Genomic DNA, 25,924 nt, shown 5'->3' on the forward strand with positions numbered 1-25,924 from the left:
CCTTGGGTCAGATGCTCCTTTGGTCCCTCCACCCCGGCAAGTCCTGCATGGTTGCAGGAAGAGCATTCAAACATACAAGTTCCCTTCCAGGGGACGAACGAAGGTCGCTCTGCACCTTGCCGCCTATTGCGATAATAGAAGAACAGGCCGCGCCTCTGACTCTAGTGATGATCCTTCGGACCTTTTTCGCGCTTCGCGCGGTTCGTCCCCTGGAAGGGAACTCCTACAGGGATGGGAGGGGAAGGAAGCGCGTGGCGCGAACGCCACGCGGGGGAAGATCAGCCTGCGAAGTTGAGCAGGACGCCGGCGGCGACGGCGGAGCCGATGACCCCGGCCACGTTGGGACCCATGGCATGCATGAGCAAGAAATTGTGGGGATTGGCGTCCAGGCCGACCTTGTTGGCCACCCGTGCCGCCATGGGGACGGCGGACACACCGGCGGCGCCGATAATGGGATTGACCGGGTGGCGACTGACGCGGTTGAGCAGCTTGGCCATCAGCACGCCAGTGGCGGTGCCGATCATGAAGGCCACCAGCCCCAGGGCCAGGATACCCAGGGTTTCCATGACCAGGAACTGTTCTGCGCTGAGTTTCGCCCCCACGGCCAGCCCCAGCATGATGGTCACCACATTGATCAGGGCATTGCTGGTGGTATCCACGAGCCGGTTCACCACCCCGGATTCCTTCATCAGGTTACCCAGGCAGAACATGCCCAGCAGTGGCGCCGCATCGGGTAACACCAGCGCCACCAGCACCAGCAACAGGATCGGGAACAGAATTTTCTCTACCTGACTCACCGAGCGCAGTTGCTCCATTTTGATCTGGCGCTCTTTTTGCGAGGTCAGCGCCCGGATGATTGGCGGCTGGATAATGGGTACCAGCGCCATGTAGGAATAGGCCGCCACCGCAATCGCGCCAAGTAGATGCGGCGCCAGCTTGGTGGTGACATAGATGGAAGTGGGACCGTCTGCGCCACCGATGATGCCAATGGCGGCGGCATCCGACAGGGAAAATTCCATGCCCAGAAAATTCAGCGCCAGCGCCCCCAGCAAGGCGGCAAAGATGCCAAATTGCGCCGCCGCGCCCAGCAACAGGGTGCGCGGGTTGGCCAGCAGCGGGCCAAAATCGGTCATCGCCCCTACGCCCATGAAGATCAACAGCGGGAAAATGCCGGTAGTCAGGCCTACGGTATAAATCAAATAGAGAATACCGTCGCCGTAATTGGCTTTTACTGCCAGGTGGTGCAGCTGATCCTGCACCGCTGGCCCTGCCGCCTGCGCGGCCGTATAAAGCGCGTCACGCCCTGCCCCGGCCTCCATACCCAGCACCTGTGCCATGGAGGCCAGCAGCTCTGTAGAGCCAAAATGCAGCGCCTGACTGATGGCGGATTCCGCCAGCCCGGCCATGGGAATATTGGCCAGCAAGCCACCAAAGCCGATGGGCAACAACAGCAATGGCTCGAATTTTTTATGAATGGCCAGCCACAGCAAACCCAGGCAGACCAATAGCATGACCAGCTGGCCGCCGCTCATGTGAAACAGCCCGGTGCTGTGCCAGAGGGTTTGCAGCTTATCCATTGGCGGGCTCCACGCTGAGCAGGGTTTGCCCCACGGCCACGGCGTCGCCCTCTTTCACGGCAACCTCGCTGACCACGCCTGCGCAGGTACTGGACACATCCGTTTCCATTTTCATGGCTTCCAGCACCATGATTTTTTGACCTTCGGTGACCTGATCACCAGGCTTCACCAGTACCTGAAAAATATTCCCCGCCAGCGGCGCAGGCACCGGCACGCTGTTGGCCGGGTTACCGGGAGAGGGGGCGGATGGCGCAGGGGCAGAGGCACCACCCACCGCACGCAGGCCGGTTACATCACCGCCCTCGTTCACTTTCACCGTGTACTGTTGGCCGTCTACCTCAACGGTATAAACCCCTTCTGACTGCGTGCCGCTGCTGGCCGCGTCTTTACCTTCGCCCGGTGCCGCTTCAAACGCCGAGGCATCGCCCCGGTTTTCCAGAAAACGTTGCCCAATTTGCGGGAACAACGCATAGGTAAGCACGTCGTCGATTAAGCGCTCCCCTTCCGCCAGCGCCATGCCCCTGTCTTTTGCCAGAGACAGCACTTCATCACGGAGACTGCCCATTTCGTTGTCGAGCAGATCACCCGGGCGGCAGGTAACCGGTTCGTCCCCCTCCAGGGTGCGCTGCTGTAGCTCGGCATTGTACGGGGCCGGTGCGGCGCCATATTCGCCACGGAGGATGCCGCGGGTTTCCTTGCTGAGCACTTTGTAGCGTTCGCCGGAGAGCACATTGAGCACCGCCTGGGTGCCGACGATTTGCGAGGTGGGCGTCACCAGTGGAATGAACCCCAGATCTTCACGGACGCCGGGAATTTCCTGCAGCACTTCATCGAACCGGTCCGCTGCGCCCTGCTCCTTGAGCTGACTTTCCATATTGGTGAGCATGCCGCCGGGCACCTGCGCCACCAGGATGCGCGCATCCACACCTCGCAAGCTGCCTTCGAAGGCGGCGTACTTTTTGCGAACCTCACGAAAATAACCGGCAATACGATTCAGTTTTTTGATATCCAGCCCGGTATCCCGGTCCGTGCCTTCCAGCATGGCGACCACGGATTCCGTTGGGCTATGACCATAGGTCATCGACATGGACGAGATGGCGGTGTCCACGTTGTCGATGCCCGCTTCTGCCGCTTTCAGGGCCGTGGCGGTGGACAGCCCCGTGGTCGCGTGCGATTGCATGTGCACGGGAATATTCAGGGAAGCTTTCAGGCGCGTCACCAGCTCGAACGCCACGGCGGGGCGCAGCAGGCCGGCCATGTCCTTAATGGCAACCGAATGGGCGCCCATCTGTTCGATCACTTTGCCCTGCTCCACCCACATGTCCATGGTGTGCACCGGGCTGACCGTGTACGCGATGGTGCCCTGGGCGTGCTTGCCCTGCTTTACCACAGCGGCGATGGCCCGCTCGATATTGCGCATATCGTTCATGGCATCAAACACACGGAACACATCCACGCCGTTTTCCGCTGCACGTTCCACAAAGGTATCCACCACATCATCCGCATAGTGGCGATAGCCCAACAGGTTCTGCCCACGCAGCAGCATTTGCTGTGGCGTTTTTGGCATGGCCTGCTTCAATTCGCGGATGCGCTGCCAGGGGTCTTCCCCCAGATAACGAATACAGGCATCAAAGGTCGCCCCACCCCAGGATTCCAGTGACCAGAAGCCAATGTCATCAAGTTCCGCAGCAATCGGCAGCATGTCATCCAGGCGCATACGGGTAGCAAACAGGGACTGGTGCGCATCACGCAGCACCACATCGGTAATGCCCAACGGTTTCAGGTCACTCATGGAATAATCCGGTATCTATGACAGTGAAGACTGGCGATGCTGCTGCACCGCTTTTTCGATAGCTTTGATAATGGCCGGCGATGGCATATTTTGCGGGGAGGATGAAGCGGGCTGCGGCGCCGGTTCCTCGCGGCCGAATTTCTGCACCAGCGCCGACATGGCAGTGGTGACGGCCACCAGCACAATCAGAAAAACAAACACGACACCCATGCCAACCAGCATGAGTTCGACACCCTGAGCCATCATAGCGTTCATGGAACACTCCTTTTGGTTCCAAAAGCGGATTCAGTCACCGCGTGCGAGAGCGAAAGGCGTCGCCGTTTGGGCGGGCATCATGGTGGCCTTGTGAGCCGGTATTGCTCTCGCGGGGTTAAAGGCAATGTAGACAGATTGTCGACAACCCGCAATGAGGCATGCGAGGAACCGGTTGGTGGTTTTGATCAATCGACGGCGTGCAGGCCAGATTTATCCAGACCGTAGAGTAAAAAATATCGCAATGGAATGAAGTGCAATACGGCGTCGGGAAGACTTGGGGGTCGTACCTGCTCGGACAGCGTTGAGCCTGCGAGCCTGTTGCATGCGGCATGAAGGGTGAGGCGTGCAGCGGCCGCAGAGCGGCATAAAAAAAGGCCCCCGATTGGGAGCCTTCTTTTATTCGTATGGTACACCGGGAGGGAGTCGAACCCCCGACCTACTGGTTCGTAGCCAGTTGCTCTATCCAGCTGAGCTACCGGTGCAAATCTCGTTGCTGTAACGCCGCGAGAGGCTGCGCATTATTCCGAAAGCCCCGCGGTGAGTCAAGCGTAGATCGGTTAAAAGTTCGGCAATCAGCTTTCTGCGGCAGCCATTTGTTTTTGCATGTAATTTTCCAGGCCGACTTTATCGATCAGACCGAGCTGGGTCTCCAGCCAATCGATATGCTCTTCCTCGGATTCGAGGATATCTTTGAGCAGGTTACGGCTGATGTAATCCTGGATGGATTCGCAATAAGCAATGCCTTCACGCAGGTCTGGCACAGCCATTTGCTCAAGCTTGAGATCGCATTCCAGCATTTCCTTGGTGTTTTCACCAATCATCAGCTTGCCCAGATCCTGCAGGTTGGGAATGCCTTCCAGGAACAGAATGCGCTCGACCAGCATGTCCGCATGCTTCATCTCGTCGATGGATTCGTGATATTCCTTGGCATAGAGTGCCTGCAAGCCCCAATCCTGGTACATCTTGGCGTGGAGGAAGTACTGGTTAATGGCAACCAGCTCATTGCCGAGTGCACGGTTGAGGAACTCAATCGCTTTGGCGTCGCCTTTCATTGGGGGGATCTCCGTCACATGAACTTGGGGTAACCCCTATTGTTCAGCAAGTGTGTGACAGAGACAAGGCAGGAGAGGAAAAAAAGCGCTTCAAATACAAGCGCTTATGCAAATGAGAACGATTGTTTATGCGGTTTGTGGCCAGAAAACAACCGCCTCACCAGCAGTAGAAGAGTTCGAGAATGAGGTCGCCTCGTTTGCGCTACGGGTCTCACGCAAAATTTGGCGGGCGTGACGGGCACATTTACCACACTGACTTCCAACCCCAAGTTCCCGACGAAGATCACGCAGGCTGTCGCAGCCAGAATCGACCGCTTCCCGTATATGGTTGTCAGTAATACCCTTACAAATGCATACGTACATAAGTCGCCTTTCCTCAATCTCTGAAAAGGATGCTAAACCTAACGCGAATCATTATCAACTACTTTTGGGGATCTATTCACCCACCCCGCTCCAGCTTCCCTGAGAGCAACGCCATCCATATGCAAAATGCACATTTAGCCACCCAGCACCCTTATCTCACGGTGAAATCCTGGCAGCACGACCTGTACGACAGGCATAAAAAAGCCCCGCAAAGCGGGGCTTTTAGCCTTCATAAACCCTTCTGACGTATCAGGAAGGCTTCTTCTTGGCCGGAGTACGCTTACGTGCAGCTTTCTTGGCAGGCGCTTTACGGGTTGCTGCCTTTTTTGCTGCAGGTTTCTTGGTGGCCGCTTTTTTGGCAGGCGCCTTTTTAGTCGCTGCTTTTTTTGCAGTCGCCTTGGGCTTGCGAGCGGTCGCTTTCTTGGCCGCACGCTTGGCCTTCGCCGCCGCTTTACGCGCAGCTGCCTTGGCTTTCTGCTCCGCTTTCTTCTGTTCGGCCTTGGCTTTCTTCGCCAGTTTGCGCTCATGATCACGCAATTTGGCTTTGAAGTTGCGCTCAGCAGTGCGCAGTTTCTTCACTTCGCGGGCAACCACTTTCTTGGCGGCCTGGATCTCGGCACGAATCAGTTTCGCTTCGCCACGAATATCCTGGAGTTTCAGGCGCGCAGTGTTCATGCGACCGCGTGCAGTTTCAACGGCACGCTTGGCGGCGGCAGTGGAAGTTTTTTGTGCTTTTTCACGCTTGGCGGCAACATCGGCACGCAGTTTCGACAGTTTGGCGTTCTCTGCGTCGATTTTGGCGCGATGCTTATCAAGTTTGGTTTGTGACTGGGTAACTTTCTTTTCTGCCTGGGCTACAGCTTTGTCCTGTAATTTAACCTTGGATTCAGCGTTGCTGACAGATTTGGGAACAGCCGGTGCTTTTGCAACAGCGGCTTTCTTCGCTGCGGGTTTGCGCGCCGCAGTTTTTTTCGCGGCGGCTTTCTTTGCTCTAGCCATGATTGATCTCCTAAGCTATGGCGTTGTCATCAGTACTGCGACAAGTGGAAAATAGCATAAAAAAAAATCAGTTGGTACATTATTTAATCAACCCACTTTTAATTTTTCTGATTTTTTTCACTGCCTTTGCTACCCGCCCTTTTCACCCCGTTTCTCTTTTACGCGTTTTCGTTTTATTTTTTATGGGCATTATTTACCTCCCGACGAATATTGAATCTTCCTGGGGCAGTATTTCTGCACGTTTTTCTACACTCGTTGTTCTTCCTGCACACCTTGGGTTTACACAACAACACAGTCCATGTGCACGAAAAAAAAGCGCTCTTACAATAAAATCCACAGCCATTATGGAAAGCCTCCTCTCGCTATCGCGCCTGAAAAAGACAGATCACCCAGGCAAAGGCGCCTTTCTTTCCTGCGCCTCTTACAGCGAATCAACAAGACAGACTATTTTGATTTGAGTAGAACCGTTACGCGCCGCCTGAAAGAATCGCCCCCATTACTTTGCGAGAAATGCCGTTCATTTTTCCACTTCCCGGAAGGCTATTAGGCATCACTTTTATTGGGTTGCATCCTCATTCGTTGTTTTTTCAGTTCGAGACGACTCCGAACCAGACGCGCCGTGCAGCTCCTTGAGAGACAACCCGCCATCCACATTACGGCGCCCCTTTCCCAACTCAGGAGAAAATCCGGGCATATGGCAGCAGGTAAATCAGGACGAACAGGGGGTAAGCGCCAGTCGGTATTCACACTGGGAGGGGTTTGGTGAGAGATTTGGGGCGATATCAGGGAATACGCCAGATGGTGCATGCTTGGCTATTGGTTGCAGGCTTTCTGTGATTCCTCCCCAAAAAAAACGGGAAGCCGAAGCTTCCCGTTTTTATACAGCGTTTTGTCAGCCTCCCACAGGAGGCCGTAATCAGCCTTTCAGGGCGGACAGCACGCGGTCGCGGATGTCCTCAACAGAACCAACGCCTGCAACACGCACATAGGCCGGTGCGTTAGATTCGCCCTGCCTGGCCAGGTCCTGATAAAAATCTACCAGCGGACGGGTCTGCGCCTGATACACCTCAAGACGCTTGCGAACCGTCTCTTCCTGGTCGTCGTCACGCTGAACCAGCTCATCACCGGTTTCATCGTCTTTGTCTTCAACTTTAGGTGGGTTGTACTTGGTGTGGTACACACGGCCAGAGGCCGGGTGGACGCGACGACCGCTCAAACGCTCGATGATCTCTTCATCGTCTACGTCGATTTCCACTACAAAGTCGATATCGACACCCTGCTCCACCAGAGATTGCGCCTGGGGAATGGTGCGGGGGAAACCGTCGAACAGGAAGCCGTTTGCACAATCATCTTCCGTAATGCGCTCTTTCACCAGGCCGAGGATGATATCGTCAGAGACCAATCCGCCCGCATCCATCACTTTCTTGGCTTCCAGGCCCAGTGGAGTGCCTGCTTTTACCGCAGCGCGCAGCATGTCACCGGTGGAAATCTGAGGAATATTGAACTGTTCCTTGATGAACTGCGCCTGGGTGCCCTTGCCCGCACCGGGGGCACCAAGCAGGATGACACGCATAGGATTCTCCATCTTACTGTCGTCAGAAGAGGCAAAAAGTCCCTCTGATTTATTCACCCTCATCGCCACGGCCAAGTGCCGTACGGCTCTGGATACGGCCCACGCTAACCCCACGAGAGGGCGCAATGCCCGCCGCAGACGGCGTAAACTGGCGTAATTTCCAAGCGTATGGGTGTACAAATCAGAGGAACCCAGCCTCCGAAGGGGTGCAACTTTACCTTGAGGCCCCCTTCATCACAAGGGATAGGGGCTGCTACTTAGGTAGCAGCCCGGGGCGGCAAGCCCCTATTGGCGGGACAAATCGAGGGTTGCAGGCTGCGCCTGGGGAAGTTGTAACGAAACCGGTACGGCGGTAATCGCCGCCTGATCCACCGAGGCACCCGGTGCTGGCGTGTAGCGGGCACCGATAACCAGGTCCGCCTGCGCGTCCGGGTAGCCCTGCAGCCAGTTTGCCGCCGTCAGCTCCACAGTAATGGGGAAATGGGGAACCACTTTCCGTTGTGCAGCCAGCGGTTGCCCGGTGCTTCCCGCTTCGCGAAGGAACACAAACAGGGTACCACCAGCCGGCAGGCCTTCACCGCTGATTGTCGCCCCAAGGTTGGCAAAGACCCCTTCACGCTGCTTTTGCTCCCGGGCCCGATCCAAACCGCGCTGCAACAGTTCCGCCGTTTCGCCTTCGCTGTGCCGGGACAACAAAGACGCCCAGGCCTGTTCCGACAGCGCATAACGCCCGGCCCGGTCCGCCGACATGGCCAGCAACATCCAGGCCCCATCGTGATTCGGTTCACGGTCCAGCACCCAGCGAATTTCGTCCAGCGCCGGGTCGGTAAGCCGTGCTTCATTCTTTTCGATCAAGGCGCGTGCCAGCAGCAGATGCATGGCGGCATCATCCGGATTCAGCTGCAAGGCCTTGCGAGCGGCTTCTTCGGTCTGTGCCGGCGCTCCCAACTGGTCATACAGAGCGCCCAGGGCATACCAACCAACGGCAGAGGGGGTCCGGGAGAGTTCGGATTGCAACACCCGCACCAAGGCCCCGGCGGGCACTTCAGAGGCGGCTTTCTCCGGTGGTTGCCCGGCGATAATTTGCCGCGCCACCTCACCGTATTCCTGTTTATGCCCCAACCAGGTGCTGGTGTGCTCGTTAAGACCGATAAACCCGTAACCGGCGCCGGCCAGAACCACCATCACCAGGGGAATACCTATCGCGCCCGTCATGTTCTTGCCGGCTTTGCGCCCTTCACGGCGCCACATCATCCACAGCACCGCAGCCATCACCAGCAACAGAACCAGCGCCATCACCCACAACATCATTTCGTGCCCTCTTCCGGTTCTTTACCCTGGGATCTCTCATCTTCTGCTGCCGCTTTACGGCTGGCGTTACGCAGCAACATAACGATCACTACGCCGCCACCCAATAACAACAAAATGGGGCCCAGCCACAAAATGGAGGTACCGGCATTCACCGGCGGGCGATAGCTGACAAAGTCACCATAACGAGAGACAAAATAATCGACGATGTCCTCATCGCTTTTGCCTTCCAGGATCATGGTATGCACTCGCGTTCGCATATCCTGGGCAATGCCGGCATCGGAATCCGCAATGCTCTGGTTCTGGCATTTCGGGCAACGCAGTTCCTCAGACAGGATACGAAAACGCTGTTCCTGTTGTTCATTATCGAACTGATAGACATCAATGGCGGCCAAGGCCGGCATGGACAGTATCAGCAGCAACACCATACGCAGCATTATTCTTCTCCCTCACCCTGCCCCGTCGCTGGCGACTGTGTAGGCAATAAAGGAACAAATTTTTCTTCCCAGACGCGGGCATTCAAATCCCCCGCGTGGCGCAACACGATCTCCCCCGCCGGGTTAATCAGGAAAGTTTCCGGGGCCCCATAGACCCCCAGATCCAGTCCCAGTTGGCCGTCGGCATCCACAATTACATGGGTGAAGGGGTTACCCAGGTTAGCCAGATATTGACGGGCGGCCGGCAGCTCGTCCTTGTAGTTCAACCCGGAAATGGCCACACCCCGTGCCGCCAGCTCCAGCAGATACGGGTGTTCCACATGGCAGGTGGGGCACCAGGTGGCCCACACATTCAATAGCTGCCAACGCCCTTTCAGGGACTCTTCAGTATAGGTTTCTTCGGTCAGTAACGACGGCAGGGAAAACGACGGTGCCGGTTTGCCCACCAACGCAGAAGGCAGTTCCTGTGGATCACGACCCAGGCCGCTGGCCAACAGCACCGCCAGCAACACAAAGCCGACCAGAGGCAAAAACACCCAGGGAGAATTAGCTTTCATTGGCAGCTCCTGCGTCGTTGGCCGCAAAACGGTTACGGCGGTAACGTTTGTCTGTCAGCGCCAGGGCACCACCAAGGGCCATGATCAAGGCGCCTAACCAGATCCAGCGAATTCCGGGTTTGAAGTAAATGCGCACCGCCCAGGCATTGCTGTCATCCAGCGGTTCACCCAGGGCCACATACAGGTCGCGCCAGAAACCGGCATCGATGGCCGCTTCGGTCATTACCTGGCGGCTGGCGTGGTAGGTACGTTTTTCCGGGTGCATCACCGCCACCGGATCACCGTCATGGCTCACGTGGAAATGACCACGGGTGGAATCGAAGTTGGGCCCGCGGTATTCGTCCAGGCTGTCGAACACAAAGGTGTAGTGCCCCAGTTCCGCCGTATCCCCCGGCGCCATGCGAATGTCGCGCTCTACTTCGTGGAAGCTGACCAGGGTAATGCCGGCAATCAATACCGCCAGGCCACAGTGAGCCAGCACCATACCCCAGTAGCCGCGCCCCAGTTTGCCCAGCCCGGTGACAAAACCTTGCTTGTAGGCACGGGCCCGGCGAACCACATCGTCCACGTGGGCAAACACCAGAAACAGCGCCAGCATGATCGCCAATACGCCCTGCCATGGGCTGGGCTCTGGCAGGCGAGAGCCAAACCAGCCGGCAATAATGGCGGCGGGGGCCAACAGCGCCATGCGCTTGAACAGGGTGTTACCGTCCTGGCGTTTCCAGTTACTGAACATGCCCGGCACCATCAGCAGAATCAGCACAAAGGCCAACGGCACAAAGAAGCCATTGAAGTAAGGGCTGCGGATGGAGATTTTCATGTCCAGCGCTTCGCCGATCAGCGGGAATAACGTTCCCATCAACACCACGGATGTGGCGGTAAGGAGAATCAGGTTATTACCCAGCAGGAAGGCTTCCCGCGATACCGGCTTGAAACCGGTATCACTGCGTAGCGCCGACGCCCGCAGGCCAAACAAGGTCAATGCGCCACCGGCGACCACAATCAGGAAGCCAAGAATGAAAGCTCCCCGGGCCGGGTCGTTGGCAAAAGCGTGGACCGAGGTCAGCACCCCGGAGCGCACCAGGAAAGTCCCCAGCAAGCTCAGAGAGAAAGTAATAATCGCCAGCAACACCGTCCAGGCACGGAACATGTTGCGCTTTTCGCTCACCGCCAGTGAGTGAATCAAGGCTGTACCCGCCAGCCATGGCATCAGGGAGGCATTTTCCACCGGATCCCAGAACCACCAGCCGCCCCAACCAAGTTCGTAGTACGCCCACCAGGACCCCAGCGCGATACCCACGGTCAGGAAACTCCACGCCACCGTGGTCCACGGCCGGGCCCAGCGGGCCCAGGCCGGATCCAGGTTACCCATCAACAAACCGGCCACCGCAAATGCAAACGCCACGGAGAAACCGACATAGCCCATATAAAGCATGGGCGGGTGAATAATCAGTCCAGGGTCTTGCAGCAGCGGATTCAGATCGGCGCCATCCAGCGGGAACCAGGGCAGGTTTCGATCAAAGGGGTTGGAGGTGAGCAGCATAAACAGCATAAAGCCCACGGAAATCATGCCCATGACAGCCAGCACCCGGGCCACCATCGGCAATGGCACACTGCGGCTCAGCAACCCGACCATGGCCGCCCAGCCGGACAGCATCCAGCCCCACAGCAACAGGGACCCTTCGTGGCCGCCCCAGATAGCAGACAACCGGTACTCCAGCGGCAACGCAGAGTTGCTGTGCCCAGCCACATAGGTCACGGAGAAATCATTGATATAGAAAGAATAGCCCAGCGCCACCATGGCGACAGTCATGGCCAGCCACTGCACCCAGGCCAACGGACGGGCATACCACTGCCAGGCAGGCAGGTTGCGATACACGCCAATCAGGGGGAAAACTGATAGGCACAGGGCAGCAGCCAGTGCCAACCACAGGGAAAGATGCCCGATTTCTACCGCCACGAGAGCTCCTTACTTATACGACTGGATATGCGACTTGCGTTTTTGACTGGTCAAGGGGCGGCCGGACGCGGCTATTTGGCGCGATCCGGCGCGCATAGCATCGGTAGATGGTCCGGCAATTGCAAGTCCGTGGCGGTGCCGCAATGAAAAGACCCCCTGAGCGGTACAAGAAGATAGACAGCGGTCATTTCACTCCGTTCATCGGTCATTTTCGGTAAAACGACGCCAAGACATATTTTGAGACGGTTGCTATTCGTATGCTCTCACCTCGCTTTGCTACTATCAGCGCTTACATGACAGGGTGTCACCGCGCTGAAGATAAAACGTCACAAATAATCCATATACTCAAAATGCGCCGCCCTGGCCTGCATGGAGTAAGACTTTGAGCACTACGACAACACAGAAATCTTCCTACTCTCGCGAGGAGCTCCTCGCCTGTGCACACGGTGAGCTGTTTGGTCCCGGCAATGCGCGGCTTCCATTACCTAACATGCTGATGATGGACCGTATCACCCATATCAGCGATCAGGGCGGTAAGTACGGCAAAGGGGAAATCATTGCCGAACTGGATATCCGACCGGACCTCTGGTTTTTTGATTGCCACTTCGAAAGCGACCCGGTGATGCCGGGCTGCCTGGGCCTGGATGCCACCTGGCAATTGTTGGGCTTTTTCCTGGGCTGGGTCGGCAACCCGGGCCGGGGCCGTGCACTGGGCGTGGGGAATGTGAAATTTTCCGGCCAGGTGCTGCCCACGGCCAAGAAAATCACTTACCGGATCGACCTGAAACGGGTCATTTCCCGCAAGCTGGTGCTCGGACTGGCCGATGCCACCGTGTCCGTGGACGGAAAAGACATCTACCAGGCCGACGATCTGAAAGTTGGTTTGTTCACTTCTACCGACGGTTTTTAGGAGCGATTCATGCGCCGCGTAGTAATCACCGGGATGGGCATTGTCTCCTGTCTGGGCAACGACACAGACAGCGTCACCCGTTCATTGCGGGAGGGCCGCTCAGGTATTCGCTTTAAAGAGGAATACAAGGAAATCGGCATGCGCAGCCAGATAGCGGGCACGCCCACTATCCAGCTGGACGACTTTATCGACCGCAAACCCCGCCGCTTTATGGGTGATGCGGCGGCCTACGCCTACGTGGCCATGCAGAACGCCATTACCGATTCCGGCCTCAGTGACGAGCAGGTCAGCCATGAACGCACCGGTTTGATTGCCGGCTCTGGCGGGCACTCGTCCTTTAACCAGGTGGAAGCGGCGGATATTGCCCGCAGCCGCGGCGTGAAACGGGTTGGCCCCTACATGGTGCCGCGAGTGATGGCCTCCACCGTATCGGCGTGCCTGGCCACACCGTTCAAGATCAAGGGGGTGAACTACTCTATCGCCTCCGCCTGTGCTACCAGCGCTCACTGCATCGGCAACGCCGTGGAGCAGATTCAACTGGGCAAGCAGGACGTGGTCTTTGCCGGTGGTGGTGAAGAGGAACACTGGACGCTGAGCTGTCTGTTCGATTGCATGGGCGCCCTCTCCAGCAAATATAACGACACACCGGAAAAAGCGTCGCGCGCCTACGACGCCACCCGCGATGGTTTCGTGATTGCCGGCGGTGGCGGCATGGTGGTGGTGGAAGAACTGGAACACGCCAAGGCCCGTGGCGCGACCATCTACGCCGAAGTGCTCGGTTACGGCGCTACCAGTGATGGCCACGACATGGTCGCCCCCAATGGCGAAGGCGCAGCGCGTTGCATGCGCCAGGCGCTGGCGACAGTAGAAGGCCCGGTAGACTACATTAACGCCCACGGCACCAGTACGCCGGTGGGAGACGTGGCCGAACTGAAAGCCATCCGTGAAGTGTTTGGCGATCAGTGTCCGGCGATTGGCTCTACCAAAAGCCTGTCCGGCCACAGCCTGGGTGCGGCCGGGGTACAGGAAGCCATTTATTGCATGTTGATGATGCAGAATGACTTCACCGCCATCAGTGCCAACATTGAAACCCTGGATGAAAAAGCCGACGGCATGCCTGTGCTGGTGAAAGGCAAAGACAGCGGCCCGACCACCGTGCTGAGCAACAGTTTCGGCTTCGGTGGCACCAACGCCAGCCTGGTGCTGCGTAAATGGGAAAGCTGAGTTCAACCTTGTGCAGTAATGGCTGACAATGCCAAAAGCGTTATTCGGCCCTCACCAAAAAAGCCCGGCACTTACCGTAGCCGGGCTTTTTTGTGGTTTCCAGCGGCCAGTGGGACCGGCGCCGAATCAGAACTTGTGGATCATGCCCACGGAAAACGCCATGCCGGACTCGTCCACATCATTGATAGTGCCCGCCGGATCGAAGTCCGTGTCTGAGGCAGAAATCAAGCCATAAGCAGTGGTGAAATCACCCAGTTTGTAGTCTGCGCCCACCGTCAGCGTGGCCACATCCAGATCCAGATCGCTGCTATCTAGCATACCCGCCTGGGCCTTCAGGGCCACACGCTCAGAGACACCAAACTTGCCGCTCAGCAGGTACGACATCAGGTCACCCTCTGGCGCGCCGTAGGGGTCCAGTTTGCTGCGCTCGACAATGGCACCCACCGCCACACTGCTGCTCACATTCAGCCCCAGGGAAGCGCGCACGGTTTCCAGGTCACCGCCGTCAATGGCAGGCCCAACGGTCCCGTCGGTGTAGCTGCTTTCATAGGCCAGAGCGGCATAGAGAGCATCCTGCTGATAGGTAGCAGACAGCCCCCAGGTATCGGTGAGTCCGTCCTTGGTTTCACTGTTGGGCGCCACGCCGACCACCACATCGTCTTCACCCGGCGCCAGCTGGGCCCTCACCACAATGCCGCCCAGGTCCATGCTTTCCCAGTTCAGGCTATTGCTGTTACGGCGCTGGCCGAGAAAGACGGTGTCCATATCCGCCACGGTATCGTTGAACTGGTCGATCTTGCCTTCCGCCAGTTTCACCACGCTGTCGTAACGGCCGGCGAAAATCTTGCCCACCTGGGTGCCCAGGCCCAGAAAGCTGTTGCGTGTGGAAAAGGTGGCGCTGCTATCACCGTCCGCGTCGTAACCCACTTCCATCTGGTAAATCACCGACAGGCTGTCGTTATACAGCGGCTCTTCGCCTTTCACCCCCAGCCGGGAGTTGTTGCTGGACACAAACCAGGCGTCGGACAGATCATCCTGGCTAAAGACCAGGGCGCCCTCCGGATAATCACTGGTTTTATCCACGCTAAGATTCAGCTTGCCATAGAAGGTCGGCGCCGCCATGGCCCCCACAGGCAACATGGCCGTGGCGACCGAAGCCGCAAGTAGCATTTTTTTCACGTTAATTCCCCGCTCAATGTGTCGCTCGCAATTGATGACGACTATATGACTGTTTTGTGTCACCAACAAGAACGAGCAAGCACGGCGAGACCCTGGTGTTGCGTGTTGTGTGAACTCCGTTGTGGCCGCAGAGCGGCAAAAAGACGGCAAAAAAAAAGCCCCCTGGCGGGGGCTCAAAAAATACCGTCATAGCTTCTCCTGCCAATGGCAGGTCCCGAGCCTGATGACGATAGGCACACTCGGTTAATCCAGTGATCACGACAAGGCCGTAATCAGAACATAATCAGAACCAGCTTGGATCCATCTCCATAAAGGTGTCGTCGCCATTAATCAGCTGTTGCGCATCCCATTCCACCCGGGGCAATTCCCAGCGGAAGAAGTAACGGGCAGCCTGCAATTTTCCTTTCGCAAAAACCGCATCGTCAGGGTCGCTCAACGTGACTGCTGCATTAGCCTGGCGTAACCACATCCACGCCGCCACGGTGTGGCCCAGCAACTGCAAATAGGCATTGGCATTGGATAATGCCGCGCGCGGGCCGGCACTGGCCATTTGCTTGCCCACCGCCTGGGTGGCTTTTTCAATCAGGAGCAACATGGCTTGCAACGCATCCGCCATTGGCTTGCAGCGCTCGTCAGCGGTGGCCTGCACATCGGCCATGATTCGTTTCGCCAACAACAGCATGCCCTTGCCGTTGTCCATCCACACTTTGCGGCCCAGCAGATCCAGACCGTGCACGCCGGTCGTACCTTCATGAATCGGGTTAAGACGGTTATCACGCCACACCTGTTCCACCGGATATTCACGGGTGTAACCCGCACCGCCGAAGACCTGAATCGCCATATCGTTAGCTTTCAGACCAAACTCGGAGGGCCAGGTTTTCAATACCGGAGTCAGCAGATCAAGCAGCAACTCTGCCTCTTTGGCGGCTGCCTCTTCCCCGGTCTGGATCTCGTCAACCAGACGATAGCCGTACAGACTCATGGCAATCGCCGCTTCCGCATAGGCTTTCTGGGTGAGCAGCAACCGTTTCACATCCGCATGCTCAATGATCGGCACCTGCGGCTTGGAAAAATCCGCATCATCCGGGTGGCGACCCTGTACCCGGTCACGGGCATAATCCAGCGCAAACCGGTAACCCCGATAACCCAACAGCCCGGCACCAAACCCTACGCCCACCCGCGCTTCGTTCATCATCTGGAACATGTAACGCAGGCCCTGATGGGGCTCACCCACCAGATAGCCATGGCAATCATCGCCGTCACCAAACGTCAGGGCAGTGCTGGTGGTGCCACGGTAGCCGAGCTTGTGAATCAGCCCTGCCAGAATCACATCGTTGCGTGCATCCGGGTTACCGTCGTCATCCAGTCGATATTTGGGCACCACAAACAGGGAGATCCCCTTCACCCCTTCCGGGCCACCGGGAATCTTTGCCAACACCAGATGCACGATATTTTCTGCCAGTTCATTTTCACCGCCAGAAATAAAAATCTTGTTGCCCTTGAGCCGATAACTGCCGTCATCCTGGGGCACCGCACGGGTGCGGATATCAGTAAGGGAAGACCCCGCATGGGGTTCTGTCAGAGCCATGGTCCCAGTGAAACGCCCTGCCATCATCGGTTCCAGGAACCGGGTTTTCAGGGTCTCGCTGCCAAAGTTACGAATCACATTGGCCGCTGCCGCCGTCAGAAACGCATAGCCGGTAGAGCTGGGGTTCACACAGGTGAACATGCCTTTACAGGCCGCAGCGGCAATCTCCGGCAGCTGCATCCCGCCTTCTTCAAAACTGGCCCGGGAGGATAAAAAACCGGCATTGATATAGGCATCGAACGCTTCTTTGACTTCCGGGCGCATCACCACTTTGCCATCCACGAAAGTGGGCTCTTCCTTGTCGGACAGTGCGTTGTGGTTGGCGAATTTTTCCCGCGCCAACTTTTCAGCTGTATCCAGAGCCGCTTCAATGGTCTCACGGCTGTGATCTTCAAAACGCGGGCGGGCAAACAGGCTATCGGTGTCCAGCACCTCAAAAAGCTGAAAGCTCAAATCACGGCGGTCGAGAATCATATCACTCACAGTAGCGCTCCGGTTATTTTGGACAACAGCTTGCCATCGTTATGCCGTGTCTGGCATTGTCGCCTATGACTAATTCATGGTGGAACACGACATATGTTCACGGTAGCAGTACTGGCCTTTGATGGCGTCTTCGCCTCTGCTCTCACCGGGGTGGTGGATCTTCTCAACCTGACCGGAGTGACCTGGAACCGGATTCACGGACAGCCTCTGAACCGGCAATTCAAGGTCCAGGTGGTGTCCCGTGGTGGCAACCCGGTGCGCTGCACTAACGGCATCCGCATGGCAGTGGATTGTTCCCTGGAGCAGATGGATCAGGCCGACCTGGTGGTGGTTCCCACCATTGGCGGCAAAATCGAAACCGTGCTGGCCCAGGAACAGGATGCACTACCCTGGTTACGTTTTCTGCATCAAGGCGGCGCTGATCTGGCCAGCAACTGTACCGGTGCTTTCCTGCTCGCTGAAGCCGGGCTACTGGACGATAAAACCGCGACTACCCACTGGGGATTCAGCCAGGAGTTTCGCCATCGCTACCCACAGGTAAACCTGAATGAACGGGAACTGATTACCCGTGATGGCAACATTTTCTGCGCCGGTGGCGGCACCGCCTGGCGTGACCTGACCATCCTGTTGGTGGAGCGCTTCTGCGGTGCGGATCTGGCCCGGGAACTGGCCCGGGCGTTTGTCATTGATGTGCGAAACGATCTGCAAAGCATTTACGCCGGCCTGCCGGCACATACCTATCATCAAGACGACCAAGTGCAGGCCATCCAGGGCTGGATTCACGAGCACTACAAGGAAAACACCAGCCTGGGGCAATTGGCCGAACGGGTGCATTTGAGCCCACGCCAGTTACAGCGCCGGTTTACCACCACACTGGGCGAGCCGCCGTTGCAATACCTGCAACGGGTGCGCATTGAAGCCGCCCGCAAAATGCTCGAGCGCGGCACCAATAACCTGGCCAAACTGTCTGAACAGGTGGGTTATCAGGACGTGAGCAGTTTTTCGCGGTTGTTCAAACGGCACACCGGCCTGTCCCCCAGCCACTACCGGCAGCGTTTTGCCCGCACCGGCGCCCTGAACGACTAGTCCTGCCGTTTGTCATCTGCCTGATTGCGCAGCAGCAGGAAACCCCTGACAGTGGAAGCCTGGAGCCGCGTGAAGATTGTTGACGGAACCTTGACGCCCCCGCGCGGAATATACTCACAGACAAACAAGGAGAGTCCTGTGAACAACCTGTCCATCCTTCTGGTAGAAGACCATCGGCAACTGGCCCAGACCGTATTGGAGTACCTGGAGCAGGAAGGCGCCAGTGTGGACTACGCCGGCAACACTCGCCTTGCCCGGGAACTCGTTCAGGAGCATCACTATGACCTGATGCTTCTGGATGTGATGCTGCCCGGCGAGGACGGCTACAGTTTCTGCCAGTACCTGCGCAAGGAGCTGGCGCTGGATATGCCGGTGATTTTCATGACCGCCCGGGATCAGCTGGAAGACAAACTGGAAGGGTTTGATCGCGGCGGCGACGACTATATCGTCAAGCCCTTCGCACTGCCGGAGCTGTCAGCCCGGGTGGCTGCGCTGGTACGCCGACAACGCAAGGAAGTCACTGCCAACACCTTGCAGATTGCCGATCTGGAACTGGACCCGGCCCGGCAGGAAGTGCGTCGCGACGGTCAGTTACTGAAACTCTCCCCCACTGCCTTTCGCATTCTGCGTATCCTGATGCGCGAATCCCCCAAAGTGGTCAGCCGGGAACAGCTGGAACACGAACTGTGGGGCGACCTGGTGCCCGATTCCGATGCCCTGCGCAGCCATCTCTACAACCTGCGCAAAGCGGTAGACAAGCCTTTCGATATTGCCCTGCTCAACACCCTGCCGGGCGTTGGCTTTAGCATTCAGGAAACAGCACAACCGCACAGCAACGCGCAGTAAACTTGCACTTGGATGGGCTCGGGGCAGAGAATAGGCAAAAAAGCGATTTTGCCTATTTATGCCAGCCAACCGTACCGACACTTCGTTAGCCAGCTATTCTTCCTGCCAGGAATTGCTGGACGCACATCTAGCCCAACTACAAAACCGTTTTGGTATGGCGCTGTGGATGATCACTCGCCTGCGCACCGATGAGTTGGTGGTATTGCGCTCCCGGGATAATTACTACGGCCTGAACCAAGGCAACCGCCTGCAATGGGAACAAAGCTATTGCGCCAAAATGATGGAACTCGGCGCCCCCCGCATTGCCGCCAACGCACAGCTCAATCCCGACTATAGCCATGCCCCGATCAACAGCGATCTGACCATTGGTGCCTATATCGGTCTTCCCCTGGTGGACCGGGACAACCAGCTGTTCGGCACACTTTGCGCCCTGGATCCGGAGCCCCAGAACCCTGCCCTGGAACAGGCACTGCCCGCCCTGCAGCATGAAGCCCGGCTAATCAGCTTCCTGCTCGCCAATGCCCTGCGGGACGCGCAGCAACAACGCATCAGTATTTTTGTGGAACACCCGGATCGTTGCCCACAGACCGGCCTGCCCGGTCCGCAGGGGTGGGCGGATATAACGAATGAGGAACAGCAACATTGCCGGGATTTCGGCACCGAGTCGTGCGTGCTTTTTCTGCACGCACCGGAGGAGAGTGACAGCCTGATTATCGCCGATTCCCTTGCCGCCCTGTTGCGCGAACAGGACAGCGTTGCACACCTGGGCGACAATCATTTCGGGATTCTTCTTGCCGACGCCGATACCAGCAAGGCAGAGAAAGTCATTCATCGCGTCCGGGACGCACTGAATGCCAAACAGCTACTGGTACAGATTGAACAGCAAACGTTGAGCGCGCTCTGATACCCGGTTAAAACTGAACCCGCACTTCCGTGCCCTTGCCCGGTTCACTGGCCACCATCAGCTCCCAGTCATAGCGCTCACACAGGCGTTGCACAATCGCCAAGCCCAGGCCGTGGCCACCTTCCACGCTTCCGCCCCGCTCAAACGGCTGCATGATGCGCGACAACTCATCCGCATCCATGCCCGCACCATAATCCACCACCTGCACGGCCTTATCCATCACCACGATGGTGACATCACCAGAGCCACTGTAGTTAATCGCATTGCGGACCAGGTTCGTCAGCACAATGGTGAGCGCCGCCTCAGGGCAGTTCACGCTCAGTAGCGCCGTCTGCCGGACCTGCAAGCGGATTTGCTTGCGCTCGGCCAGGGGGTTCAGGCGTTCAATCAGATTCACCGCCAGATCATTGACGATCACGTCCTCACTCTGCTGGCTATGCTGCTCCGTGCGCGCCAACATGAGCAATGTCTCCAGGGTGGCTTCCATGTCATCGACGGTGTCGTCCATACGCCGAATCAGAGGGCGGTCGCCCACTTGGCTCACCAGTAATTCCAGGTTGGCGCGAAACACCGCCAGTGGCGTGCGCAATTCGTGGCTGGCATCACGGGTAAACTGGCGCTCACGCTCCACAAACGACACCAACCGGTCCGCATAGCCATTCAGTGCCGCCACCAAAACCGCCACTTCGCTACCCGAATCCGCCGATATGTCGCTGAGATCCGGGCGAGCCACACTGGGGTCATTCACCGGCGTTTGCCGTAATGCATCAGAAAGCTGGACCAGGGGGGAAAGTAAATCGCGGGATTTTTTCCAACCGAGAAACGAGGTGATGTAAATCACCAACAGCACCCCGGTTAACGGCAGAATGCCGAACAGGAACGCCAAGACCGACACGCGCTTTTCATCAAAAATCAGGTAAAGCCGCGCGCCGTCGCGGTGCTCGATATACACAATGGGCCGCTCACCGGCCAGATCCACCCGCTGATAACCGTCAGGCAAATTCGCCAGTACCTGGGGAATCGTATCCTGCACCGCCTCACTGTCCAGCAAGCCCAGCAGATGGCGGGTGTTGGGACGCGGCTGAGTCGGGTTTACCTCCACCAGCGACCAGTAGTGGTCGGCTTCCTTGATCAGTGCCTGTTTGACCAGCACATGCTCAATAATATTCGCCGTCGCCCATACGCCCAGAACGGTGGCCAGGCTGATCAACAATAGCTGAACCAGATAGACGCGGGTAAGACGATGTTGAACGCCGGTTTTTTTCATGCCTTGCTCATTTTATGGCTATTCATGGTCGCCCGCGATAACAGCGCTCAATTCGCCACAGGCTTGGCGAAGCGGTAATGCGCAACGAACCACTCTTCGCCTCCACCATAGTTAAACAGCTCCGCACACGCCATGAAAAACATGCGCCAGCGTTGCAGCCAGATCTTGCCCTGGCCTTTACCGTAAATTTCATCCAAGAGCCGAGTCAGCGCGGCCTGCTTCTCATCGGCCAGTACCAACCAGGCCTCCAGAGTGCGGGCATAGTGGGTGCCGTTCACGGCCCAGCGCTGCTCCTCCTGAAGATCACCGGCACAATGAGGCAGCCAGTCGTAAGCCGGCATCATGCCACCGGTAAAGAAGTACTTGGCCATCCAGTCCTTGCTGCCTTCGGTCTCGAAAAGGTAGGTCAGATCGCGATGACAGAACACGTGAATGAAGAGCTTGCCACCCGGCTTCAACCAGTCATGAATACGCGCCATCAACGTTTTGTGATTGCGCATGTGCTCAAACATTTCCACCGACACCACCCGATCGTAGGGCTGCTGCGGCTGATACACAGAGGCATCCGCGGTGATCACATCCACATTATCCAGACCCCGCTCTGCAGCGCGCCCGAGAATAAAAGCACGCTGGGACGACGAGTTGGAAATCGCGGTAATCAGGCTGTTGGGATACTGCTGCGCCATCCACAACGTCAGAGAACCCCAGCCACACCCCATTTCCAGCACATCCTGGCCATCTTCCAGCTCTGCCCGCTCACAGGTCATCGCCAGCATCACCCGCTCTGCCTCTTCCAGGGTACTTGAGGGATTCGGCCAATAGCCGCTGGAATACTTCAGGTAGGGCCCCAGCACCTGCTCATAGAAGCGGGCATCCACTTCATAATGCTGCTCATTGGCCTCGTCCTGGCCCACCGCAACAGGCCCCTGTCGCAAGGCCTCTTCGAACGTCTGGCGGTTACTGCGTTGTTTTTCCTGTTCAAGGCGCTGCCCCAGCAGACGACGAATACCAAAACGCACCAGTCCATCGGGCAGCAGCCCCGATTCCGCCATTTGAATCATCATGATTTGGGTCTCCAGGGAAAGAACGCACTCGTCGTGCGCTGATAATCACGGTAGTCATCGCCGCGGGATTTGAGCGCCTGTTTTTCGGTATAGGGGATGCCTGTGACGAACCACAGAAATACGAACATGGCCAGGGGCAACAGCCACAGCCAGCCCGCGTACGGCGCACCGATGGCCATCACGGGGTAACTGACCCAGTGCAACCACTCGCAGAAATAGTTGGGATGGCGACTGTAGCGCCAGAACCCTTCACGGCAGGTCTTGCCTTTGCTGTCAGGCCGCTTTTTGAAATCGGCCAACTGCTTGTCTGCCAGGGCTTCCCCGGCGATGGCCAGCAAACCGACAACAACGCCCAGCAAAACCAACGGCGGCGCAAACCGATCCTGCTCGCCCACCACCCAGAACGTGAGCGCAAAACCCCAGGCCAGTAGCGCCTGGCCCCAGAAGAAAACCAGGAACACAGGCTGCGCTTTACTGCCCAGCACCTCGCGCATGGCCGCGTAACGGCCATCTTCAGCGCTTTCCTGACTCACTCGCTGAAAAATATGGCTACCCAGACGCAGCGACCACAACAATAACAACACCCCTGCCGCCAATCGGGGCACCAAGGCACCGTTTCCGGTTACCAGAAAACTCACGCCTACAATGCCCACCGACCAGGCCCAGAACACATCGACCCAACCGGCGTTGCGGGTCTGGCGTTGCTGTAACCACAGCACGGTAGCAACAATCAGCAAGGCGATAAGCAGCAAGTAATGGATTTCAGGCATGTTCGGTTTCCTGTTTTGTCATCGTCGCAACCTGCGCCAGCAACGGTACCGCTATGGCCCAACTGACACCGTAAACGGTAGCCAGCAACAGCCAACCCTGTGGCGCGGTCGCTGCCCCCAGGCGAATGCCCATGGTGACGGAAAAGACGCCGCCCAAGGCACCAAACAAGGCCGCCAGCACCGGCCGGCCACACAGCCAGTTCAGGCTATAGCGAAAACTCACCGCAAAGCCCAGCCACAACGCCCAGACCCAATGCGGGGCCCACCAGTGTTGCTGCCAGTCGCGGTACTGCAACACATCCGGCAGCAACCACAACGGCTCCATCAACAAACACAACAGGCCACCGGTAGCGATCAGCAGCAGGTCCTGGCGCCACTGGCGTGTCAGCGTTACTTGCGCGGCGACCATGGCAATCAACACGCCCCAGGCCAGCAATCCCACCCCCTGCGCCGCCCCCATCACAGCGGCCGCCCAGAGCAACTGGAACGCGAAAAAGTTAACGATGACCGCACGTGTGGGGAAATTCATAGGCTTACGATGCAGCATCCCTCGTCAAAGCGCTGTGAATCGTGACGCCAAGCCTGCGCCCTTACGACTCCATACAACACTGGCAATTTCAGCTTCACAACCGATTCACCACAGACCAGACAGAATCCAACCATGAATGCTTTCAGCACATTATCGTTTTCGCTGCTTCTGACGCTGCTTTTAACCGCCTGCAGCAGTACGCCCAAAGGGCCTTACGGGTATACCGACCGGTATCAACAGGCGCTCACGTCTGCCCCCAGCGGCCACCCGGTTGATTCGGCGACAATCGATCGTTTTATTGCGTTCTTCAACCCGCTGGATGCCAACACCGTTCCCACACAGATCGACACCATCTATGCCGACCCCCTGTATTTCAACGACACCCTGGTCACGCTGACACAACGAGACGAGTTAGCCGCGCATTTACAAGCCACCGCCGAAGGGCTGAACAGCATGTCCCTGACCGTCAACCACATCATTAAAGACGGCAGTGATGTGTATCTGCGCTGGGTCATGGAGGCACGTTTCAGCCTGCTCGGCAGCGAACGCCTGTCTTACACCATTGGCATCAGCCAGCTGCGTTTCAACGCACAGGGCCAGGTCATTTTCCAGCAGGATTTCTGGGACAGCAGCCAGGGCGTTGACCAGCACTTGCCCGTAATAGGACCGATGACACGATGGCTAAGAGAGCACGACTAATCCCGGCCGGGCTGCTAATGGCTGCTGCGGCAATCGCCTCACCAGGTTACGCGAGCGAAAGCGAGCAACCCTGGCAGGTTTGTACCCGCAGCGATGTGAAAGCCCTGCGCTTCATCACGGTGGGCGAAGCCACCCTGTCCCGACACGACTGTCAGACCGACGACCTGCTGTCACCACCGTTGCGGCTGACCTTCCGCTATTTTCGTGACGTTCCCGGTGATGCCTTTGCCAAAGCCGCGCTGAACTTTCTGGAAAAAAACCTCCAAGCAACGGAATTCGACCGATACCAGTCCCGTTTCCAGGCATTCAACAGCCATTATCAGGACATCAGCGATGGCGACGCCTACAGCCTGACCTATCGCGAAGACGGCCTGACGCTGGCCCTCAATAACCAGCTCCTTGCCAGCGAAGCAGGCACCACCTTTGCCCGCTACTACCTTCGCATCTGGTTTGGCGAGACCCCCTATTCCCAATCACTGAAGGAAAACCTGCTGGATCAGTGAGATACCCCGCCCCCTATTGCACGGCATGCAAGCAGACGTGATACTGACAAACATAATAATCAGCACGTTAATTGGGGATTATCGAGCATGGCCAAGCTTTTTCATGTGGTAGCGACGTCCGCCAGACTGGTCAGTCGTAGCGACCGCCGTTCCGCCCTGAAAGGCACCGCCGCCATCACCTTGTGCTCAATCCTTGTCTCCCTTGTGCTCACCAGCATCGGCATCATGCTGGTGGGTGAACGCGACTGGTTATCACCGCTGGTTCTTGCCGCCCTGCTCCCCCTGTTATTGGTGACGCCACCACTTTATCTGTTCAGCTGCCGGTTGATTGCGCTGGACAGGTACAACCACCAACTTCAACAGCTGGCCCGCGAGGATCACCTCACTGGCCTCTTCAATCGCCCCCACCTGCTGGGCATGCTGGAACGGGAACTGGCCCTGAGCCAACGACACAACTACACGGTTTCCATCCTGCTGATTGAAATCGAGGACTTCACCCAGCTACTGGATAGTTACGGACGCCACACCGGCGAAAAAGCCCTCCGTCTGTTTGCCGACTGCATTCGAGAAAAAATCCGCGAAAGTGATCTTTTTGGGCGGTTTGATGGTGCCCAGTTCCTGCTGGTGCTTCCCCACACCAATTTTGATGATGCCGCCCGCATGGGTGAAGGCCTGAAAGCCCTGGCCGGCAATCTCAAGCTTTCCAGCCCGAGAACCGCAGCCCAGCCAGAAGAAGCGGTTTCCGTATGCGCCCGTATCGGCGTTGCCAGCACCGAAAACAGTGGGCGCAGCCTCAACCCGCTGCTTAACGAAGCGGACTATGCGCTCTACCAGAACCGCAACGAAGGGCGTGACAAGAAGCCCTCTCCCCCCCCATCCGAAGGCATCGCAGAATAACGCCATCGCTTTCCGGAGCCCCTAGTATTAAGGGCTCACGACAGTCACGAGCTTTAATACTTTTACACTACAACATTACAAAAAAGTGTCCTCCCGCTACCA

Annotated in this window: 26 protein-coding genes and 1 tRNA gene; 9 read left to right on the forward strand and 18 right to left on the reverse strand. The window is 57.4% G+C overall.

The window, feature by feature from the left end:
• Window positions 1-278: 278 nt before the first annotated feature.
• From COA55_RS06030 to COA55_RS06060, 7 genes are all read right to left on the reverse strand, one after another.
• Entirely contained in the window at window positions 279-1,577 is a 1,299-nt protein-coding gene (locus COA55_RS06030; RefSeq protein WP_290501024.1) for a sodium ion-translocating decarboxylase subunit beta, read from the reverse strand.
• Window positions 1,570-3,369, reverse strand: coding sequence for a sodium-extruding oxaloacetate decarboxylase subunit alpha (gene oadA / locus COA55_RS06035; protein WP_290501025.1), 1,800 nt, complete (start codon window positions 3,367-3,369; stop codon window positions 1,570-1,572). Before oadA ends, COA55_RS06030 begins: the two co-directional genes overlap by 8 nt.
• 15 nt (window positions 3,370-3,384) lie before the next feature.
• Window positions 3,385-3,624 (reverse strand): OadG family transporter subunit, encoded by a 240-nt coding sequence (locus COA55_RS06040; protein WP_290501026.1) that lies wholly within the window; start codon window positions 3,622-3,624, stop codon window positions 3,385-3,387.
• A gap of 405 nt (window positions 3,625-4,029) precedes the next feature.
• Window positions 4,030-4,106, reverse strand: a tRNA-Arg gene (locus tag COA55_RS06045).
• A gap of 90 nt (window positions 4,107-4,196) precedes the next feature.
• Complete coding sequence (bfr, locus tag COA55_RS06050) at window positions 4,197-4,676, reverse strand: bacterioferritin (RefSeq protein ID WP_063519670.1); 480 nt, start codon at window positions 4,674-4,676, stop codon at window positions 4,197-4,199.
• A 126-nt stretch (window positions 4,677-4,802) separates the two neighbouring features.
• Window positions 4,803-5,039 (reverse strand): bacterioferritin-associated ferredoxin, encoded by a 237-nt coding sequence (locus COA55_RS06055; RefSeq protein ID WP_082872398.1) that lies wholly within the window; start codon window positions 5,037-5,039, stop codon window positions 4,803-4,805.
• Window positions 5,040-5,288: 249 nt separating this feature from the next.
• On the reverse strand, window positions 5,289-6,038 hold the full coding sequence (locus COA55_RS06060) for a hypothetical protein (protein ID WP_063538361.1): 750 nt from the start codon (window positions 6,036-6,038) through the stop codon (window positions 5,289-5,291).
• A gap of 17 nt (window positions 6,039-6,055) precedes the next feature.
• Between COA55_RS06060 and COA55_RS06065 the strand changes: the two genes are divergently transcribed.
• The gene (locus COA55_RS06065) at window positions 6,056-6,496 is read left to right on the forward strand and encodes a hypothetical protein (RefSeq protein WP_290501027.1); all 441 of its coding nucleotides are present in this window, start codon (window positions 6,056-6,058) and stop codon (window positions 6,494-6,496) included.
• Window positions 6,497-6,954: 458 nt separating this feature from the next.
• Here COA55_RS06065 and adk read toward each other — a convergent pair whose 3' ends face one another.
• The 5 genes from adk to COA55_RS06090 all read right to left on the reverse strand — a co-directional run bounded on the left by adk (window position 6,955) and on the right by COA55_RS06090 (window position 11,873).
• Window positions 6,955-7,611: an adenylate kinase gene (gene adk, locus COA55_RS06070; protein ID WP_063518628.1), complete on the reverse strand. Its 657-nt coding sequence runs from the start codon at window positions 7,609-7,611 to the stop codon at window positions 6,955-6,957.
• A 285-nt stretch (window positions 7,612-7,896) separates the two neighbouring features.
• Window positions 7,897-8,922 carry a tetratricopeptide repeat protein gene (locus COA55_RS06075; protein WP_290501028.1) on the reverse strand — a complete coding sequence of 342 codons (1,026 nt, stop codon included), beginning with the start codon at window positions 8,920-8,922 and terminating at the stop codon, window positions 7,897-7,899.
• Window positions 8,919-9,356 carry a cytochrome c-type biogenesis protein gene (locus COA55_RS06080; protein ID WP_290501029.1) on the reverse strand — a complete coding sequence of 146 codons (438 nt, stop codon included), beginning with the start codon at window positions 9,354-9,356 and terminating at the stop codon, window positions 8,919-8,921. Before COA55_RS06080 ends, COA55_RS06075 begins: the two co-directional genes overlap by 4 nt.
• Complete coding sequence (locus tag COA55_RS06085; protein WP_290501030.1) at window positions 9,356-9,913, reverse strand: DsbE family thiol:disulfide interchange protein; 558 nt, start codon at window positions 9,911-9,913, stop codon at window positions 9,356-9,358. The genes COA55_RS06080 and COA55_RS06085 overlap by 1 nt, the downstream gene beginning before the upstream one ends.
• The gene (locus COA55_RS06090; RefSeq protein WP_290501031.1) at window positions 9,903-11,873 is read right to left on the reverse strand and encodes a heme lyase CcmF/NrfE family subunit; all 1,971 of its coding nucleotides are present in this window, start codon (window positions 11,871-11,873) and stop codon (window positions 9,903-9,905) included. Before COA55_RS06090 ends, COA55_RS06085 begins: the two co-directional genes overlap by 11 nt.
• Before the next feature lie 382 nt (window positions 11,874-12,255).
• Here COA55_RS06090 and fabA point away from each other — a divergent pair, with 382 nt between their 5' ends.
• Both fabA and fabB read left to right on the forward strand, forming a co-directional pair.
• Window positions 12,256-12,783 carry a 3-hydroxyacyl-[acyl-carrier-protein] dehydratase FabA gene (gene fabA / locus COA55_RS06095; RefSeq protein WP_290501032.1) on the forward strand — a complete coding sequence of 176 codons (528 nt, stop codon included), beginning with the start codon at window positions 12,256-12,258 and terminating at the stop codon, window positions 12,781-12,783.
• 9 nt (window positions 12,784-12,792) lie between these two features.
• The gene (gene fabB, locus COA55_RS06100) at window positions 12,793-14,007 is read left to right on the forward strand and encodes a beta-ketoacyl-ACP synthase I (RefSeq protein ID WP_290501033.1); all 1,215 of its coding nucleotides are present in this window, start codon (window positions 12,793-12,795) and stop codon (window positions 14,005-14,007) included.
• Between the two features lie 126 nt (window positions 14,008-14,133).
• Here the strand turns inward: fabB and COA55_RS06105 are convergent, their stop codons facing one another.
• Window positions 14,134-15,177: a porin gene (locus COA55_RS06105; protein ID WP_231884038.1), complete on the reverse strand. Its 1,044-nt coding sequence runs from the start codon at window positions 15,175-15,177 to the stop codon at window positions 14,134-14,136.
• Between the two features lie 292 nt (window positions 15,178-15,469).
• Window positions 15,470-17,257 (reverse strand): acyl-CoA dehydrogenase, encoded by a 1,788-nt coding sequence (locus COA55_RS06110; protein ID WP_290501034.1) that lies wholly within the window; start codon window positions 17,255-17,257, stop codon window positions 15,470-15,472.
• Window positions 17,258-17,350: 93 nt separating this feature from the next.
• Here COA55_RS06110 and COA55_RS06115 point away from each other — a divergent pair, with 93 nt between their 5' ends.
• From COA55_RS06115 to COA55_RS06125, 3 genes are all read left to right on the forward strand, one after another.
• A complete protein-coding gene (locus COA55_RS06115; RefSeq protein ID WP_063519421.1) occupies window positions 17,351-18,343 on the forward strand; it encodes a helix-turn-helix domain-containing protein in 993 nt (330 codons plus the stop codon).
• Window positions 18,344-18,481: 138 nt separating this feature from the next.
• Complete coding sequence (locus tag COA55_RS06120; RefSeq protein WP_063519420.1) at window positions 18,482-19,189, forward strand: response regulator transcription factor; 708 nt, start codon at window positions 18,482-18,484, stop codon at window positions 19,187-19,189.
• Window positions 19,190-19,247: 58 nt separating this feature from the next.
• Window positions 19,248-20,093, forward strand: a complete 846-nt coding sequence (locus COA55_RS06125) for a GAF domain-containing protein (protein ID WP_082872527.1) — start codon at window positions 19,248-19,250, stop codon at window positions 20,091-20,093.
• Window positions 20,094-20,100: 7 nt separating this feature from the next.
• On the opposite strand, the gene COA55_RS06130 is transcribed toward COA55_RS06125, so the two are convergent.
• Genes COA55_RS06130 through COA55_RS06145 form a run of 4 tightly spaced genes read right to left on the reverse strand, consistent with a single transcriptional unit; the run spans window position 20,101 to window position 23,723 of the window.
• On the reverse strand, window positions 20,101-21,360 hold the full coding sequence (locus tag COA55_RS06130) for a HAMP domain-containing sensor histidine kinase (RefSeq protein ID WP_063519419.1): 1,260 nt from the start codon (window positions 21,358-21,360) through the stop codon (window positions 20,101-20,103).
• Between the two features lie 47 nt (window positions 21,361-21,407).
• Window positions 21,408-22,424: a cyclopropane-fatty-acyl-phospholipid synthase family protein gene (locus tag COA55_RS06135; protein WP_290501035.1), complete on the reverse strand. Its 1,017-nt coding sequence runs from the start codon at window positions 22,422-22,424 to the stop codon at window positions 21,408-21,410.
• Window positions 22,421-23,194, reverse strand: a complete 774-nt coding sequence (locus COA55_RS06140; protein ID WP_290501036.1) for a DUF1295 domain-containing protein — start codon at window positions 23,192-23,194, stop codon at window positions 22,421-22,423. Before COA55_RS06140 ends, COA55_RS06135 begins: the two co-directional genes overlap by 4 nt.
• Window positions 23,187-23,723 carry a DUF2878 domain-containing protein gene (locus COA55_RS06145; protein ID WP_063539194.1) on the reverse strand — a complete coding sequence of 179 codons (537 nt, stop codon included), beginning with the start codon at window positions 23,721-23,723 and terminating at the stop codon, window positions 23,187-23,189. Before COA55_RS06145 ends, COA55_RS06140 begins: the two co-directional genes overlap by 8 nt.
• A gap of 132 nt (window positions 23,724-23,855) precedes the next feature.
• Here COA55_RS06145 and COA55_RS06150 point away from each other — a divergent pair, with 132 nt between their 5' ends.
• The 3 genes from COA55_RS06150 (at window position 23,856) to COA55_RS06160 (ending at window position 25,822) form a co-directional block, all read left to right on the forward strand.
• Window positions 23,856-24,422 carry a nuclear transport factor 2 family protein gene (locus tag COA55_RS06150; RefSeq protein ID WP_290501037.1) on the forward strand — a complete coding sequence of 189 codons (567 nt, stop codon included), beginning with the start codon at window positions 23,856-23,858 and terminating at the stop codon, window positions 24,420-24,422.
• Window positions 24,423-24,439: 17 nt separating this feature from the next.
• Window positions 24,440-24,925, forward strand: a complete 486-nt coding sequence (locus COA55_RS06155; RefSeq protein ID WP_290501038.1) for a chalcone isomerase family protein — start codon at window positions 24,440-24,442, stop codon at window positions 24,923-24,925.
• Between the two features lie 87 nt (window positions 24,926-25,012).
• On the forward strand, window positions 25,013-25,822 hold the full coding sequence (locus tag COA55_RS06160) for a GGDEF domain-containing protein (RefSeq protein ID WP_290501039.1): 810 nt from the start codon (window positions 25,013-25,015) through the stop codon (window positions 25,820-25,822).
• Window positions 25,823-25,924 lie beyond the last annotated feature (102 nt).

It is taken from the genome of Alcanivorax sp. (assembly GCF_002733835.1).
GTDB lineage: Bacteria > Pseudomonadota > Gammaproteobacteria > Pseudomonadales > Alcanivoracaceae > Alcanivorax.

Bases quoted from the DNA above. Each gene is read 5' to 3' on its own strand.
- COA55_RS06055 (WP_082872398.1), bottom strand. From the start codon at position 5,039: ATGTACGTATGCATTTGTAAGGGTATTACTGACAACCATATACGGGAA.
- fabB (WP_290501033.1), top strand. From the start codon at position 12,793: ATGCGCCGCGTAGTAATCACCGGGATGGGCATTGTCTCCTGTCTGGGC.
- COA55_RS06040 (WP_290501026.1), bottom strand. From the start codon at position 3,624: ATGAACGCTATGATGGCTCAGGGTGTCGAACTCATGCTGGTTGGCATG.
- COA55_RS06065 (WP_290501027.1), top strand. From the start codon at position 6,056: ATGGCGTTGTCATCAGTACTGCGACAAGTGGAAAATAGCATAAAAAAA.
- COA55_RS06150 (WP_290501037.1), top strand. From the start codon at position 23,856: ATGAATGCTTTCAGCACATTATCGTTTTCGCTGCTTCTGACGCTGCTT.
- oadA (WP_290501025.1), bottom strand. From the start codon at position 3,369: ATGAGTGACCTGAAACCGTTGGGCATTACCGATGTGGTGCTGCGTGAT.
- COA55_RS06125 (WP_082872527.1), top strand. From the start codon at position 19,248: ATGCCAGCCAACCGTACCGACACTTCGTTAGCCAGCTATTCTTCCTGC.
- COA55_RS06080 (WP_290501029.1), bottom strand. From the start codon at position 9,356: ATGCTGCGTATGGTGTTGCTGCTGATACTGTCCATGCCGGCCTTGGCC.
- bfr (WP_063519670.1), bottom strand. From the start codon at position 4,676: ATGAAAGGCGACGCCAAAGCGATTGAGTTCCTCAACCGTGCACTCGGC.
- COA55_RS06115 (WP_063519421.1), top strand. From the start codon at position 17,351: ATGTTCACGGTAGCAGTACTGGCCTTTGATGGCGTCTTCGCCTCTGCT.
- adk (WP_063518628.1), bottom strand. From the start codon at position 7,611: ATGCGTGTCATCCTGCTTGGTGCCCCCGGTGCGGGCAAGGGCACCCAG.
- COA55_RS06030 (WP_290501024.1), bottom strand. From the start codon at position 1,577: ATGGATAAGCTGCAAACCCTCTGGCACAGCACCGGGCTGTTTCACATG.
- COA55_RS06155 (WP_290501038.1), top strand. From the start codon at position 24,440: ATGGCTGCTGCGGCAATCGCCTCACCAGGTTACGCGAGCGAAAGCGAG.
- COA55_RS06060 (WP_063538361.1), bottom strand. From the start codon at position 6,038: ATGGCTAGAGCAAAGAAAGCCGCCGCGAAAAAAACTGCGGCGCGCAAA.
- COA55_RS06145 (WP_063539194.1), bottom strand. From the start codon at position 23,723: ATGAATTTCCCCACACGTGCGGTCATCGTTAACTTTTTCGCGTTCCAG.
- COA55_RS06160 (WP_290501039.1), top strand. From the start codon at position 25,013: ATGGCCAAGCTTTTTCATGTGGTAGCGACGTCCGCCAGACTGGTCAGT.
- COA55_RS06105 (WP_231884038.1), bottom strand. From the start codon at position 15,177: ATGCTACTTGCGGCTTCGGTCGCCACGGCCATGTTGCCTGTGGGGGCC.
- COA55_RS06140 (WP_290501036.1), bottom strand. From the start codon at position 23,194: ATGCCTGAAATCCATTACTTGCTGCTTATCGCCTTGCTGATTGTTGCT.
- COA55_RS06135 (WP_290501035.1), bottom strand. From the start codon at position 22,424: ATGATGATTCAAATGGCGGAATCGGGGCTGCTGCCCGATGGACTGGTG.
- COA55_RS06075 (WP_290501028.1), bottom strand. From the start codon at position 8,922: ATGATGTTGTGGGTGATGGCGCTGGTTCTGTTGCTGGTGATGGCTGCG.
- COA55_RS06085 (WP_290501030.1), bottom strand. From the start codon at position 9,913: ATGAAAGCTAATTCTCCCTGGGTGTTTTTGCCTCTGGTCGGCTTTGTG.
- COA55_RS06130 (WP_063519419.1), bottom strand. From the start codon at position 21,360: ATGAAAAAAACCGGCGTTCAACATCGTCTTACCCGCGTCTATCTGGTT.